Below are 14222 nucleotides of genomic sequence, written 5' to 3'. Positions count from 1 at the left end.
CTTTGTGCGATCGATGGCACTCGAGGTGGGAGGAGGTTTGCGCCGGAGATCGGTTCCGGCTTTTTTGGCAAATCATGCCTGCCGCTTCAAGTCACACTGAGGGGAGGCGTGCCCGGCCGCCGCCCTTACACCGTTTCTTGAACAACATAAGGTGCTGCGACGCTGTCGGATCGTCTTTCGGCATGCAAGCGGGCCGCGTGCCGGACGATCCGGCTGCACGTCGACGGCCACGCCCTTGATGCAAATCAAAGCGTCGCTGTTTGCCGTATGTCAGCAGATCATGGTCAGCAATCCATCAACCAGCACCGCGCTCCCGCGTTGCGAGGCCAAAGACCATGAATCACGTCTCAGAAACCATCTGGTTAGCGATAGGCACGTTCCTTGCCCTGCTTGGAGCAGCCTATGCCCATGATAGTCTGTTTGCCGCCCACATGTGGGTCCTGTTCTTCGTGCTGCTCGTCAGCACGATCCTCATGCTCCGCCGGATTTCGTTTGCTCCGGCAGGACAGAGACCGGCTGCAGCGATAAAATCCGAATATTTCGACGAAGTCATCAAATACGGCACCATTGCTACAGTCTTCTGGGGCGTTGTCGGCTTCCTGGTCGGCGTCGTCATCGCTCTGCAGCTTGCCTTTCCGGATCTCAATATCGAGCCCTGGTTCAATTTCGGCCGCATGCGCCCGCTGCATACCTCGGCGGTCATCTTCGCCTTCGGCGGCAATGCGCTGATCGCAACCTCTTTTTATGTGGTGCAACGCACCTCGCGCGCCCGGCTCTTCGGCGGCGACCTGGCCTGGTTCGTCTTCTGGGGTTATCAGCTCTTCATCGTCATGGCGGCGACCGGCTATCTGCTCGGGATCACCCAGAGCCGCGAATATGCGGAGCCTGAATGGTATGTCGACCTTTGGCTGACTATCGTCTGGGTCGCTTATCTGGTGGTTTTCCTCGGCACGATTCTCATGCGCAAGGAGCCGCATATCTATGTGGCAAACTGGTTCTATCTCGCCTTCATCGTCACCATCGCCATGCTGCATGTGGTGAACAACCTGGCTATTCCGGTTTCCTTCCTCGGCGTCAAAAGCTATTCGGCCTTTTCGGGTGTCCAGGATGCACTGACACAGTGGTGGTACGGCCACAACGCCGTCGGCTTCTTCCTGACCGCCGGCTTCCTCGGCATGATGTACTATTTCGTGCCGAAACAGGCTGGACGGCCCGTCTATTCCTACCGTCTGTCGATCATCCACTTCTGGGCTCTGATCTTCATGTATATCTGGGCCGGTCCGCACCACCTGCACTACACCGCGCTTCCCGACTGGGCACAGACGCTTGGCATGGTGTTCTCGATCATGCTGTGGATGCCCTCCTGGGGCGGCATGATCAACGGCCTGATGACGCTCTCGGGCGCCTGGGACAAGATCCGCACCGACCCGATCATCCGCATGATGGTCATCGCCATCGCCTTCTACGGCATGTCGACCTTCGAAGGCCCGATGATGTCGGTCAAGGCCGTCAACTCGCTCAGCCACTACACGGACTGGACGATCGGACACGTGCATTCCGGCGCGCTTGGCTGGGTCGGCATGATCACCTTCGGTGCAGTCTATTACCTTACACCGAAGCTCTGGAACCGTAACCGGCTTTACAGCCTCGACCTCGTCAACTGGCATTTCTGGCTCGCCACGCTCGGCATCGTCGTCTACGCCGCCGTCATGTGGGTTGCCGGTGTGCAGCAGGGTCTGATGTGGCGCGAATACGACGATCAGGGCTTCCTGGTCTATTCGTTCGCCGAAACGGTGGCGGCCATGTTCCCCTACTACGTGCTGCGTGCCGTAGGTGGTGTCATGTATCTCGCCGGCGGGCTCATCATGGCCTTCAACATCACCATGACCATCCTCGGTTACGAGCGGCGCGAACGGGAAACCGGTGCGGCACCCGCCCTCCAGCCGGCGGAATAAGGAGGACCCATGTCCATTATCGATAAACACAAGTTCATCGAGCGCAATGCGACATTGCTGCTCGTTGGCTCGCTGCTCGTCGTATCAGTCGGCGGCATCGTGGAAATCGCCCCGCTCTTCTACCTTGAGAACACGATCGAAAAGGTGGAAGGCATGCGGCCCTACTCGCCACTGGAGCTCGCTGGCCGCGACATCTATATCCGCGAGGGCTGTTACGTCTGTCACAGCCAGATGATCCGCCCCTTCCGGGACGAGGTCGAGCGTTATGGCCATTACAGCCTGGCGGCGGAATCGATGTACGATCATCCATTCCAGTGGGGCTCGAAGCGCACCGGCCCGGACCTTGCCCGCGTCGGCGACCGCTACTCCAACGAATGGCACGTGCAGCACCTGACCGAACCGCGCGACGTGGTCCCGGAATCGGTGATGCCGAGCTATGCCTTCCTCAAGCAGACTCCGCTCAAGGTGACTGACGTCTCCATGGAACTCAAGGCCAATCGCACGGTCGGCGTTCCCTATACGGACGAGATGATCGACAACGCCAAGGCGGATCTGGCGGCGCAGGCCGACCCGAATGCCGACACTTCGGCGTTGCTTGCCCGTTATCCGAAGGCCAAAATCGGGGATTTCGATGGCGACCCCACCAACCTGACGGAGATGGACGCACTCGTCGCCTATCTGCAGATGCTCGGCACCCTGGTCGACTTCTCGACCTACGATGACGCAGCCGGCTACCGATAGGAGAAGAGAGATGGAACTCTACACGGCCATGCGTCACTTCGCCGATAGCTGGGGTCTGCTCGCCATGACCCTCTTCTTCATCGGCGTTCTCGTCTTCACATTTCGCCCTGGTGCAAAAGCCTCCGCAAACGAGGCCGCCCAGATCCCTCTGAAGGAGGATTGAAACATGGCGGACAAACATATCGATGATCTGAGCGGCGTCGAGACCACCGGCCACGAATGGGACGGTATTCGCGAACTCAACAATCCGCTGCCGCGCTGGTGGCTCTGGACCTTCTACGGAACGATCCTCTGGGCCCTTGTCTATACCGTGCTTTATCCGGCGTGGCCGATGCTGACCGATGCGACCAGTGGCGTACTCGGCTATTCAAGCCGTGCCGAGCTGGCGGCGGACGTCGGCGCGGCGAAGGCCGCACAGGGCGTTGTGCTGGAGAAAATCTCAAGTTCGTCGCTCGAAGATATCCTCGCCGATCCGCAGCTCTCGCAGTTTGCGACGGCGGGTGGTGCGGCGGCCTTCCGCGTCAACTGCACGCCTTGCCACGGCACGGGTGCTGCCGGCGGCCAGGGCTATCCCAACCTCAACGACGATGAATGGTTGTGGGGTGGCGATGTCAATGCCATCTACCAGACGATTTCCCATGGTATCCGCGACACTGTCGATCCCGAAACCCGGATCTCCGAAATGCCGGCGTTCGGCGACATGTTGCAGCCTGAGGAAATCCGTCAGGTCGCCACTTATGTCATCAGCCTCACCAGCGTGCCGCAAGATCCTTCGCTTGCCGAAGCAGGCAAGCAGGTTTTCATCGACAATTGCGCCTCGTGCCACGGCGAGAACGCGGAAGGCAATCGCGATCTCGGTGCTCCCAACCTTGCAGACGCCATCTGGCTGAAGGCAAGCACCGAGGCGGAGATCGCCAATCAGGTGCGCTCTCCGAAGCACGGCGTGATGCCGGCCTGGACCGGTCGCCTCGGAGATACGGCCGTCAAGCAGCTCGCTGTCTATATCCATTCGCTGGGTGGCGGGGAATAAATTCTGCCTCAGCCAAGGTTGATTCAGATTGTCAGAAGGCCGCGCCGAAACCATCGTCGCGGCCCTCTTCTGTTTCAGTCAATCCCTGGTCCAGATCGAAGAGTCGATCTTGCCCTTGAGTTCCGGGTAATCCGCCGCATGGAAAACCGGTACCGTTCCGGCTTTCCGTTGATCGAAATAGTCCTGGGTGAGCTTCACTACCGTTCCGGAGAGCAAGAGGATGGCGATAAGGTTGATCGTTGCCATCAGGCCCATCGATGCGTCTGCCGCATCGAAGACCGTCGTGACACTTTCATAGGCGCCCCAAATGACCATTGCCAACACCGCCGACCGCATGATCGCAAGCCCCATCCTGTTGCCGGCCCCGAGGAAAGTCAACGCGTTCTCGGCATAGGAATAGTTGCCGATGATCGAGGTGAAAGCGAAGAAGAAGATGGCGATGGCGATGAAATAGGTCCCGAAGGCTCCGATGTGCGCGTTCATCGCGGCCTGGGTGAGTTGCGTGCCGGTGACGCCGCTACCGGGAACGAGCGTGCCGGAAAGCAGGATCATCACCGAAGTCGCCGTGCAGATGAGGATCGTGTCGATGAACACGCCGAGCGCCTGCACGAAACCCTGCGAGGAGGGGTGGTGCGGATCGGGAGTGGCGACAGCCGCAATATTGGGGGCTGACCCCATGCCGGCCTCGTTGGAGAAGAGGCCCCGTTTGACCCCGTTCATCATCGCGGCCATGATGCCGCCGGTGACACCGCCTGCAGCCTCCTGCCAACCGAAAGCGCCGCCAACGATCGTGCCGATGACGCCCGGAACGAGGTTCGCGTGGGTGATCAGCACATAGATTGCCATCAGCAGGTAAGCGATCGCCATGAATGGAACGATGACTTCGGCGACGCGGGCGATCTGCCTGATACCGCCGAAGATAACGATGCCCGAAAGAATGGCCAGACCGATGCCGACGCCGATCTTCGGCAAGCCGAATGCGCCCTGCATGGCATCGGCAATGGAATTGGCCTGGACGGCATTGAAGACCAGGCCGAAGGACAGGATCAAGCAGATGGAGAAAATCACCCCGGCCCAGGGAGCCCCTAGTCCGCGCGCGATATAGAAGGCCGGCCCGCCGCGATACATGCCCTCTTCGTTCTTGACCTTATAGAGCTGGGCAAGGGCGCTTTCGGAATAGGCTGTCGCCATCCCTACAAGGGCGACCATCCACATCCAGAAGGTGGCGCCAGGCCCCCCAAGGTAAAGGGCCACGGCAACGCCGGCAAGATTTCCGGTGCCGACACGCGAGGCGAGGCTGACGGTCAAAGCCTGGAAAGGGCTGATCCCGGCCTTGTCTTCGCTCTGGCTCCTTCCCAGAACCCGGAACATCTCCCCGAAATGCAGAATCTGGATGAGCTTCAGCCGGATGGTGAAATAGAGGCCAACGGCGAGAAGCCCATAGATAAGGACATAACCCCAGAAGACCGTGTTGAGAAATCCAATTACGGCAGTCATTTCTTCCCCTCTCACTGCATTTCCAGTTCTCTGGAACAAAAAATGAGAGTAGGGCGGCCGCCTGAAATGGGAAGCACCTCGCTGCAGTTCAATCGGCAGCTATGTATCGGAACGTCATTCCAGCAATGATGGCAAGGCGAAGCTGTTTTGTCGCATCCGGTGCCTGCGGCGAGGCGGCGCATCGTTGACATAAGTCAAGGAGACTGGCGGCCGTCGGTGCGAGAAGGCAAGGGACAAAGGATCCTTCTCATGAATCTCTACACCTCGCCTTCTTCCGAACCCGCCGGCCAGATGGTTGAACGCATTGACGTCAAGTCGGCGCATCCGCCCAAGAAAGCCGGCGAACCGCTTTATGAGAAACGCAAGAAGATTTTCCCCAAGCGAGCCGAGGGACAGTTCCGTCGCTTCAAATGGCTGGTGATGCTCGTCACGCTTGGCATCTATTATCTGACGCCCTGGATCCGGTGGGATCGTGGCCCGTTCGCGCCCGACCAGGCGGTCCTGGTGGACCTTGCCACCCGCCGATTCTATTTCTTCTTCATCGAAATCTGGCCGCAGGAATTCTTCTTCGTCGCGGGCCTCCTGGTCATGGCGGGTTTCGGCCTGTTCCTTGTTACATCCGCCGTCGGGCGAGCCTGGTGCGGCTACACCTGTCCCCAGACGGTCTGGGTCGATCTCTTCCTCGCCGTCGAACGCTTCTTCGAGGGGGACCGGAACGCACGCATGAAGCTCGATGCGGCGCCATGGACCTTCGACAAGATCGGGAAGCGTGTCGCGAAGCATTCCACCTGGATCATCATTGCCGTCGCGACCGGCGGCGCCTGGATTTTCTATTTCGCCGATGCGCCTTCCCTCGCCTTCGATTTCATCACGGGCAATGCGGCCCCTGTCGCCTATTCCACCGTCGCCATCCTGACGGCCACGACCTACGTCCTCGGCGGGCTGATGCGCGAGCAGGTCTGCATCTACATGTGTCCCTGGCCACGCATCCAGGCCGCGATGCTCGATGAGAACTCGCTCGTCGTGACCTACAACGACTGGCGCGGTGAACCGCGCACCCGGGGCGCCAAGAAAGCCGCAGCCGCGGGCCTCCCCGTCGGTGATTGCGTCGATTGCAACGCCTGCGTCGCCGTCTGTCCCATGGGCATCGACATCCGCGACGGGCAGCAGCTTGCCTGTATCACCTGTGCGCTCTGTATCGACGCTTGCGACAGCGTCATGGACAAGATCGGCAAGCCGCGTGGTCTCATCGCCTATGCGACCCTCAACGAATATGAGGCGAACATGGCACTTGCGACAGGTGGCGGCATGACGACCATCGACCCGACTCGCGTGCGCAACCCCGACGGATCCTTTATCGACAAGGTCCGTCATTTCGACTGGAAGATCATCCTCCGCCCGCGAACCCTGCTTTATTTCGGCGTCTGGACTGCGGTCGGGCTTGGTCTCATCTGCGCGCTCCTTTCGCGCGATCGACTGGAGATCAATGTCCTTCATGACCGCAATCCGCAATTCGTGCTGGAATCCGATGGTTCGATCCGTAACGGCTATACGGTCAGACTGCTCAACATGATTCCCGAGCCGCGCACGATCCTGATCTCGATGGATGGGCTGCCGGAGGCAACCATGAAGATCACGGGGGTCTCCGACGTGCCCGGCCGCCTCTTTGCCGTGCAGGCAGAACCGGACAAGGCATTGGCGCTCAAGGTCTTCGTGACGCTTCCAAAGGATGCGATCTCCGACGAGGCCAAGGATTTTCACTTCATAGCCGAAGATCGGTCCAGCCACGAAAAGGACGTTCACGGAGCAGTCTTCAACGCTCCTGAAGGCAGACACCCGGGAGGACGGAAATGAGCACGACGCGCGTGAACACGAACCAGCAAAAATCCTTCATTTTCACCGGGTGGCATATGGCGGGCGTCATGGTGCTCTTCTTCGGCACCATCATCTCGGTGAATTTCTACATGGCGTATAATGCCATCACGAGCTGGAGCGGATTGGTAGCCCAAAACACCTATGTCGCCAGCCAGCAGTTCAACGGCAAGGCTGCCGAGGCGCGCGCGCTCTCAGCGACCGGTGTTACCGGTAAACTGAATGTCGCCGGCTCCGACATTCGTTATGAGGTTTTCCATCTGGAGGACGGACCGGTCGCAGCAGATAGCCTGACACTGCAGTTCAAGCGACCGGTCGGGGAGCATCAGGACTTCGAACTCGATCTTGCGCCTGGAACCAAGGGGGTTTTCACCGCCACGCATGAACTTCTTCCCGGCCAGTGGATCGTCGATGCCAGCGCCTTCAGGGACGGCAAGCGCATCCTGCATCAGGCCGAGCGCATTGCCGTTCTCCGGGGGCAATAATGAGTTGCTGCGCACCAGGCACCGAAGGCTCACTCGGGCGCTCTCTGCCCTCCTCGGACGAGCTTGTGCTGTCGAGCCGGGCTGTGGGGGCCGGGTTGCGTCAGACCGATCTCAGCGTGCCGCAGGTCCATTGCGGCGCCTGCATAACGACAATAGAAAAGGCGCTGAAGGCGCTTCCGGCAGTCGAGCGTGCACGCGTCAATCTTTCCACGAAGCGCGTGTCCGTTGTCTGGAGAGAAAAGGTCGGAGCCGAGCTCACGGACCCGGTTACGCTTGTCAGGGCCATCATCGATGCGACAGGCTACGATGCCCACCTCTTCTCGAATGTTGAGGATACGGGCGGCAGGCTGCAGCGCGAGTTCATTCGTGCCGTTGCCGTCTCTGGTTTTGCCGCGGCCAATATCATGCTGCTCTCCGTCTCCGTCTGGTCCGGTGCCGACGCCGCCACCCGCGATCTCTTTCACTGGATCTCGGCCATGATCGCAGCACCCGCACTGATCTATGGCGGTCGCTTCTTCTATCAGTCGGCCTGGCGGGCGCTCCGGCGCGGCCGCACCAACATGGATGTGCCGATCGCGCTCGCCATCACGCTTTCCTACGCGGTATCTCTCTGGGAAACGATGCATCATGGAGAACACGCCTGGTTCGACGCAACGGTATCGCTGCTCTTCTTCCTGCTGATCGGCCGTGCGCTGGACCACATCATGCGCGACCGGGCCCGCGCCGCGATCAGCGGGCTTGCAAGGCTCTCGCCGCGCGGCGCCATGGTCATCGGCACAGACGGTTCACGGGAATATCGGGCAATCGAGGAGATCACACCGGGCGACCGCATCGCGATTGCCGTGGGTGAACGCGTTCCAGTCGACGGGATCGTCGAAAGCGGCGCAAGCGACATGGATGTTTCGATCGTCAATGGCGAAAGTGCTCCCCGGCCGCTCAAGGCAGGCGACACGGTCCAGGCCGGTACACTCAGCCTCACCGGCATGCTCGTGCTGAAAGCGACGGCGGCAGCCAGGGATTCTTTCCTCTCCGAGATCATCGCGCTGATGGAAGCAGCCGAAGGCGGCCGGGCCCGCTATCGCCGCATTGCCGATCGCGCCGCGCAATACTATTCGCCCGCGGTTCATCTTCTGGCGCTTGCAGCTTTCCTTTTCTGGGGCTTCATCGGCGGGGACTGGAAACAGGCGATGCTGATCGCCATCGCGGTACTCATCATCACCTGCCCTTGCGCGCTCGGCCTCGCCGTACCCGTGGTGCAGGTCGTGGCGGCCGGGCGGCTGTTCAAGAACGGCATCATGGTCAAGGACGGTTCCGCCATGGAACGGTTGGCCGAGATCGATTCCGTGCTCTTCGACAAGACCGGTACACTCACCCTCGGCAGGCCGAAGCTGGTCGATGCAGGCAAAGCAGCACCACACCATCTGGCACTGGCCGCCAGCCTTGCGGCGCATTCGCGCCACCCTCTCTCCAAGGCACTCTATGATATCGCCTCCGGTCCCATGCCGGTTTTTAATGAAGTTGTCGAGTTGCCGGGCAAAGGTCTGGAAGCCCGCACGGTCAATGGAATCTACCGATTGGGCAATCGCCGCTTCGCCTGCGCGACAGCAAGTTTCGACCCTTCGGCGGATTCGACGCTCGAAGTCGTGCTGTCGCATAATGGAGAAGAACTCGCCTGCTTCCGTTTCGAAGACGAGCTACGCCCCGATGCCCGGGCCGTTATCGACGATCTTTCGGCTCAAGGTCTGGCGAGTGGTATTCTCTCGGGTGATCGCACGAGCGCCGTCCGCGGCCTGGCATCGCGCCTCGGCGTCGATCACTGGCGGGGGGAGCTTACTCCGAAGGACAAGGCGGAATTCTGCCGTTCGCTAACGGAAAAGGGACACAAGGTGCTCATGGTCGGCGACGGCATCAACGACGCGCCGGCCCTGGCTGCCGCGCATGTCTCCATCGCACCGGCTACGGCCGCCGATATCGGACGGCAGACGGCCGACTTCGTTTTCATGCACGAGAGTCTTGATGCGGTGCCGCTGGCGATCGACATCTCGCGGCGCGCAGGCCGGCTGATCCGCCAGAACTTTGCGCTTGCCATCGGCTACAACATGATTGCCGTGCCGATCGCGCTTGCCGGATATGCGACGCCGCTAATCGCTGCAATCGCCATGTCGACTTCGTCCATCATCGTCGTCGCCAATGCATTGCGACTTAACCGGCTTGGCAGCGCGCAAAAGATGGCGTCTGCCGGAGCCGAAGCCAATCCGGCACATCCCGGGGAGGCTCGGCTCGCATGAACATGCTGATCTATCTCATTCCCATTGCGCTCTTTCTCGGAGGTCTGGGGCTTTTTGCTTTCCTCTGGTCGCTGAAGAGCGGTCAATACGAAGACCTCGATGGAGCAGCCTGGCGGATCCTTGAAGAGGACCCGCCGGAATGAGCCTGTCACCTCGCCGGCGCCCCCCGAGTTATCCTCGGCGTTCAAGGGGCCTGCCCCCCGAATCTGATCGTGATTAGGCTTAGTCCAGAAGCTCCCGGAGCCGCACTGCAAGCTCCCGTGCCGTGTAGGGCTTCTTCAGCCAGCTTCCCGATTGGGCAAGTTCGCGTCCGGCGATCGCCGGCTCGGCATAACCCGACGTGAACAGCACCCTGATATTCGGACGCCTTGTCCGGACCTCCGCCGCCAGTTCGTCGCCGGTCATGCCACCCGGCATGACGATGTCGGTAAACAGCAGCGCGATATCGTCGTTCTGGGCGAGCCGGTCGAGCGCCTCCACGCCGTTCGAGGCTTCGATGATGCTATAGCCGAAGTCCGTCAGGCGCGAGACCGCCACGCGCCGCACCCTGGGATCGTCCTCAACGACGAGGATCTTCTCCGTTCCGCCGGGAATTTCGGCGACCTTACGGGAACCGTCATCCTGCAATCCCATGCCTGCGTTCGCTCTTTGCGTTGCCGGCAGGAAAATCCTGACGCTGGTGCCCTGCCCCGGCTCGCTGTAAAGCTGGATATTGCCGCCGGACTGCTTGGCGAACCCATAGACCATGGAAAGGCCAAGACCGGTTCCGGAACCGACACCCTTGGTGGTGAAGAACGGTTCGAAGGCCTTTTCCTTCACCTCCGGCGTCATTCCCGTGCCCGTGTCCGTGACCGAGATCAGCACATAATCGCCGGTGCGCACATGCGGATACATCTGGGCATAATCGACGTCCAGCTTGACCCTTGAGATGTCGATCGTCAGCTTGCCGCCGCGCGGCATGGCATCGCGGGCATTGAGGGCAAGGTTGAGAAGCGCGTTCTGGAACTGCGACGCATCGACGAGGGCCTCGTTGGAGGTGCCGTTCACGATCGTCCGAAGTTCGATGGTTTCCCCGAGCGTCCGCCGCAAGAGATTTGCAAATCCGGAGACCAGGCCACCGACATCCACCAGTTCCGGATTGAGCGGTTGGCGACGCCCGAAGGCCAGAAGCTGGCCGGTCAGCTTGGCGCCGTCCTCGGACGCATCCTGCGCCTCGTGCAGCAGAGCCAGCAGCTTCTCATCCGAGAGCCTGTTCTCGATCATTTCGAGATTGCCGCCAATGACGGTCAGCAGATTATTGAAGTCGTGCGCCAGCCCGCCGGTGAGTTGGCCGATCGCCTCCATCTTCTGCGACTGCCTCAGTTCTTCCTCGATCTTGTGGCGGCTCGTGAGGTCGCGGATGAAGCCAGTGAAGATGCGCTTGCCATTGGTGATCGCCTCGCCCACCGCAAGCTCCATGGGAAAGACGGAACCGTCTTTCCGCTGTCCTATGACGACGCGGCCATAACCGATGATGCGGCGCTCGCCTGTCCGAATATACCGGGCAAGATAGTTGTCGTGCACCTCTTTGGCTGACGCTGGCATCAGCAGGTTAACGGAGCGCCCGACAACTTCATTCGCTGAATATCCGAACAGCCGCTCCGCCGCAGCGCTGAAAGACGTGATGATACCGGTTTCGTCAATGACGACCATCGCCTCAGGAACCGTATCCAGGATCGACCGCAGATGCGCCTCCCGTCCGGCAAGATCGTTCTGGACCCTTTTCATATCCGTGATGTCGTTGTTCGTCTGGATGATGATCGCTGCTCCATCGCGCGCCGAATTGACGGCCACCCACCGGGTTGCCACGAATATTGGATGACCGTCCTTATGGTGATGAACGACCTCTCCCTCCCATACACGGTGGGTTTGGATATGCCGGCGGATTTCATCGAGCGGAAGTGGAAATTGCGCTGCAAGCAAGTCGTAGACTACCTTGCCGATGGCTTCGCTCCTCTGCCAGCCATAAAGCTGCTCGCAGCCACCTGTCCATCGGCTGATGACACCATCCAACCCATGGACGATCAGATTTGCGTCATTGAGCACATTCGCGACTGCGTCAAAGAGATTCTCAGTAGTCGCGACGATGGCCGTATTCCCGCTCATGGTGGATCCGTGATTGATGCTCGTCAGTGGCGCCGGCGATCCCCTTGAACCATCAGGTCACGATGCATTTCCGGACATTCGCTGTCATCGCCGGCGAGTTGGGCAAGCATTCCGGGCTTTTCGATCTTGATGAAATGGCGGGCAGCGGGATTCACGACATTGACGACCCCCTTGCCGATGAGCTTGGTGATGGTGCGGGACACCGTCTCGATCGTGAGACCCAGATAGTCGGCCATGTCCTGGCGCGTCATCGGCAGTTCGAGAGTAGTGTCGCGATTGCCCGCGGCTATTGTGCGCTGCAGGAGCTTGAGGAGAAAAGTGCAAAGCCGCTCTTCTGCCGTCTTGCTCGACAGAAGCACCAATTGATCCTGTACCGCAGCCATCTCGTCACAGACACGAGAGAAAACCTCGGGGCGCAAGTCATCCGAATCCGCGACTGCCTCATCAAAAGTTTTGCGGGCGATCCGACGGATTTTGGTCGGAGTGATCGCTTCGGCGCTGTAGAGATACCGTTCCTTCAGGGAAACACCGACAATGTCACCCGCGTAGAGGAAGCCTGTGATGACCCGTCGGCCGTCCGACAGAATCCGAAAGATCCGGAGCGTACCTTCGACAACTTCGAAAACGTGTTTCGCTTCATCACCTTCGAAGAAAAGCGACTGGCCTACCGCCAGATGTTCGATCGGCTGCCTGGAAAAGAGTCCATGCAGGCTTTCGGCCTCCTTGAAGAGAGCTGCCTTCGCCACCTGGTGAGCATTCGCATAGCTGCTGAGAAACACTGTTTTCGCCTCCGTTCTTTCTACGGAGGATTTGACCTTTTCAAGTAACACGCGGATGCGAGGCGTGTGAAAAATGGTTCGATTTGGTAACAGTCTGTAACAAACGGGTCTACGAAACGCGCCAGCGGATCAGACGTGGCCGGTAATGAGCTTCCGCAGATAATCCTGCCGGGCAGCGGCCCGCAATTCGACGCACAGCGCATTGCAACCCAGAAGGGTGGAACCTTCGTGAAACGGAGCACTCTTTCCTGACGCAATGCCGTGGCTAATCGGGGATCAGCAGACATTGGCGATCTGCCGTCGAAAGGCCCGCAAGGGCGAGATCGCGGATTTCATCTGCATCCCTTCCCTGCAACGGGACAGGACCTGCCGGCAATCCCCGTGCCGCTGGCCTGCCGATGGCAACGGGAAGCAGGGCGAGTTCTTCGCAGGTGCCGTCATCCGCCAAGGTCAGCCGGATCGCGGCGCTGCGCCAGACGTCGACGCCCCTTTCGTCATAGGTTGCGGAGCGTCGGGTGTGAAAGACGAAATTGCCGAGGCCGGGGATAATCGCCTTGCCGCGGTGGAAAGTGACCGGCTGCATGACAGGCGCTCCCGTGCCGAGGATCACGTCGGCGCCGTCTTCGATCAGGCCCCGGCAGAGATCGGTGAACCAGTCCGGCGGTTTCTTCCAATCCGAATCCCAGTGATGGCCGTGGATCGCCACCGCCACGAGATGCCCGGCAGCCCTGGCGGTGTTCATGCCTGAAACAAGCCGCTGCATATCGTCTTCGTTGGCCGACCAGAGAGCGGCAATCGCCTGGCCCGAAACCACAGACGTGCCGAAAACTTCGAGGTCCGTACCTCTCCAGGTTTCATAACCGACAGCGGCGCGGGCGGCGGCGCGCTTGTCGTCCCCAAGTGCCCCGACGATCTGCCGTAGCGTTTCAAACTCCGTCGGTGACACGCTGACGGTGCGTTTCATCCGAAGCGGCGCGATGCCGGCGCGATCGACCGCTGCATAATTGATATCCGGCTGCGGGCCGAGATCGACGGAGAAGATCGCCAGCGACTTCCCTTGCTTCGGCACGATGGCCGGTGCAGCGGCCTCGTCGATATTCGCTCCGCTGCCGGCGAGTTCCAGCCCAGCCTGCCCCGCCATAGCCCGCGTCGCGGCGATGCCCGGCGGGCCGAGATCGAAGGCGTGGTTGTTGGCATGCGTCAACGCATGAAAGCCAAGTTCTCGCACGGAGGTGAGCGCGTCCGGCGACGCGAGATGCAATGTCTTCGTCTTGGTCGGCCAGGCGCCTGACGTCTCGACCGTCGCCTCCAGATTGGCAAAGGTGGCGTCCGCCTTCAGGAAGTCCCTGACCTTGCGCTGCCCCTCGCCCGTGAGATCGAGCCGACCGTGGATGAGGATTTGGCCGGTGACGGCAATGGTAATCGACATG

General features: G+C 60.3%; 12 protein-coding genes. 8 read left to right on the top strand and 4 right to left on the bottom strand.

Annotated features, from left to right (window positions below; translation table 11 throughout):
- Positions 1-335: 335 nt before the first annotated feature.
- Genes ccoN through ccoP form a run of 4 tightly spaced genes read left to right on the top strand, consistent with a single transcriptional unit; the run spans position 336 to position 3726 of the window.
- The gene (gene ccoN, locus JL39_RS15660; RefSeq protein ID WP_037152285.1) at positions 336-1955 is read left to right on the top strand and encodes a cytochrome-c oxidase, cbb3-type subunit I; all 1620 of its coding nucleotides are present in this window, start codon (positions 336-338) and stop codon (positions 1953-1955) included.
- Between the two features lie 9 nt (positions 1956-1964).
- Positions 1965-2696 (top strand): cytochrome-c oxidase, cbb3-type subunit II, encoded by a 732-nt coding sequence (ccoO, locus tag JL39_RS15655; RefSeq protein ID WP_037152283.1) that lies wholly within the window; start codon positions 1965-1967, stop codon positions 2694-2696.
- 10 nt (positions 2697-2706) lie between these two features.
- Positions 2707-2859 (top strand): CcoQ/FixQ family Cbb3-type cytochrome c oxidase assembly chaperone, encoded by a 153-nt coding sequence (locus tag JL39_RS15650; protein ID WP_037152280.1) that lies wholly within the window; start codon positions 2707-2709, stop codon positions 2857-2859.
- 3 nt (positions 2860-2862) lie between these two features.
- The gene (gene ccoP, locus JL39_RS15645; protein ID WP_037152277.1) at positions 2863-3726 is read left to right on the top strand and encodes a cytochrome-c oxidase, cbb3-type subunit III; all 864 of its coding nucleotides are present in this window, start codon (positions 2863-2865) and stop codon (positions 3724-3726) included.
- Between the two features lie 78 nt (positions 3727-3804).
- Here the strand turns inward: ccoP and JL39_RS15640 are convergent, their stop codons facing one another.
- A complete protein-coding gene (locus JL39_RS15640; RefSeq protein ID WP_037152275.1) occupies positions 3805-5223 on the bottom strand; it encodes a sodium:alanine symporter family protein in 1419 nt (472 codons plus the stop codon).
- Between the two features lie 291 nt (positions 5224-5514).
- On the opposite strand from JL39_RS15640, the gene ccoG reads away from it, so the two are divergent.
- From ccoG to ccoS, 4 genes are read left to right on the top strand one after another with little or no spacing between them, the layout of a single operon-like run.
- Positions 5515-7077 carry a cytochrome c oxidase accessory protein CcoG gene (ccoG, locus tag JL39_RS15635; RefSeq protein ID WP_152601146.1) on the top strand — a complete coding sequence of 521 codons (1563 nt, stop codon included), beginning with the start codon at positions 5515-5517 and terminating at the stop codon, positions 7075-7077.
- Complete coding sequence (locus JL39_RS15630) at positions 7074-7580, top strand: FixH family protein (RefSeq protein WP_052182898.1); 507 nt, start codon at positions 7074-7076, stop codon at positions 7578-7580. The genes ccoG and JL39_RS15630 overlap by 4 nt, the downstream gene beginning before the upstream one ends.
- Positions 7580-9868, top strand: a complete 2289-nt coding sequence (locus tag JL39_RS15625; RefSeq protein ID WP_081952858.1) for a cation-translocating P-type ATPase — start codon at positions 7580-7582, stop codon at positions 9866-9868. The genes JL39_RS15630 and JL39_RS15625 overlap by 1 nt, the downstream gene beginning before the upstream one ends.
- A complete protein-coding gene (gene ccoS / locus JL39_RS15620; protein ID WP_037152270.1) occupies positions 9865-10011 on the top strand; it encodes a cbb3-type cytochrome oxidase assembly protein CcoS in 147 nt (48 codons plus the stop codon). Before JL39_RS15625 ends, ccoS begins: the two co-directional genes overlap by 4 nt.
- A 79-nt stretch (positions 10012-10090) precedes the next feature.
- On the opposite strand, the gene JL39_RS15615 is transcribed toward ccoS, so the two are convergent.
- From JL39_RS15615 to JL39_RS15605, 3 genes are all read right to left on the bottom strand, one after another.
- Complete coding sequence (locus JL39_RS15615; RefSeq protein ID WP_052182897.1) at positions 10091-12013, bottom strand: PAS domain-containing sensor histidine kinase; 1923 nt, start codon at positions 12011-12013, stop codon at positions 10091-10093.
- Between the two features lie 23 nt (positions 12014-12036).
- On the bottom strand, positions 12037-12792 hold the full coding sequence (locus JL39_RS15610; protein ID WP_037152267.1) for a helix-turn-helix domain-containing protein: 756 nt from the start codon (positions 12790-12792) through the stop codon (positions 12037-12039).
- A gap of 265 nt (positions 12793-13057) precedes the next feature.
- Positions 13058-14221, bottom strand: coding sequence for a CapA family protein (locus JL39_RS15605; protein ID WP_037152263.1), 1164 nt, complete (start codon positions 14219-14221; stop codon positions 13058-13060).
- Position 14222 lies beyond the last annotated feature (1 nt).

It is taken from the genome of Rhizobium sp. YS-1r (genome assembly GCF_000757525.1).
Classification (GTDB): Bacteria; Pseudomonadota; Alphaproteobacteria; order Rhizobiales; family Rhizobiaceae; genus Neorhizobium; species Neorhizobium petrolearium.
Note: the sequence above shows the minus strand (reverse complement) of the source record. Positions and strands in the feature narration are given on the sequence as shown.

Bases quoted from the DNA above. Each gene is read 5' to 3' on its own strand.
- ccoN (WP_037152285.1), top strand. From the start codon at position 336: ATGAATCACGTCTCAGAAACCATCTGGTTAGCGATAGGCACGTTCCTT.
- JL39_RS15605 (WP_037152263.1), bottom strand. From the start codon at position 14,221: ATGTCGATTACCATTGCCGTCACCGGCCAAATCCTCATCCACGGTCGG.
- JL39_RS15630 (WP_052182898.1), top strand. From the start codon at position 7,074: ATGAGCACGACGCGCGTGAACACGAACCAGCAAAAATCCTTCATTTTC.
- ccoO (WP_037152283.1), top strand. From the start codon at position 1,965: ATGTCCATTATCGATAAACACAAGTTCATCGAGCGCAATGCGACATTG.
- JL39_RS15615 (WP_052182897.1), bottom strand. From the start codon at position 12,013: ATGAGCGGGAATACGGCCATCGTCGCGACTACTGAGAATCTCTTTGAC.
- JL39_RS15625 (WP_081952858.1), top strand. From the start codon at position 7,580: ATGAGTTGCTGCGCACCAGGCACCGAAGGCTCACTCGGGCGCTCTCTG.
- JL39_RS15650 (WP_037152280.1), top strand. From the start codon at position 2,707: ATGGAACTCTACACGGCCATGCGTCACTTCGCCGATAGCTGGGGTCTG.
- ccoG (WP_152601146.1), top strand. From the start codon at position 5,515: ATGGTTGAACGCATTGACGTCAAGTCGGCGCATCCGCCCAAGAAAGCC.
- JL39_RS15640 (WP_037152275.1), bottom strand. From the start codon at position 5,223: ATGACTGCCGTAATTGGATTTCTCAACACGGTCTTCTGGGGTTATGTC.
- ccoS (WP_037152270.1), top strand. From the start codon at position 9,865: ATGAACATGCTGATCTATCTCATTCCCATTGCGCTCTTTCTCGGAGGT.
- ccoP (WP_037152277.1), top strand. From the start codon at position 2,863: ATGGCGGACAAACATATCGATGATCTGAGCGGCGTCGAGACCACCGGC.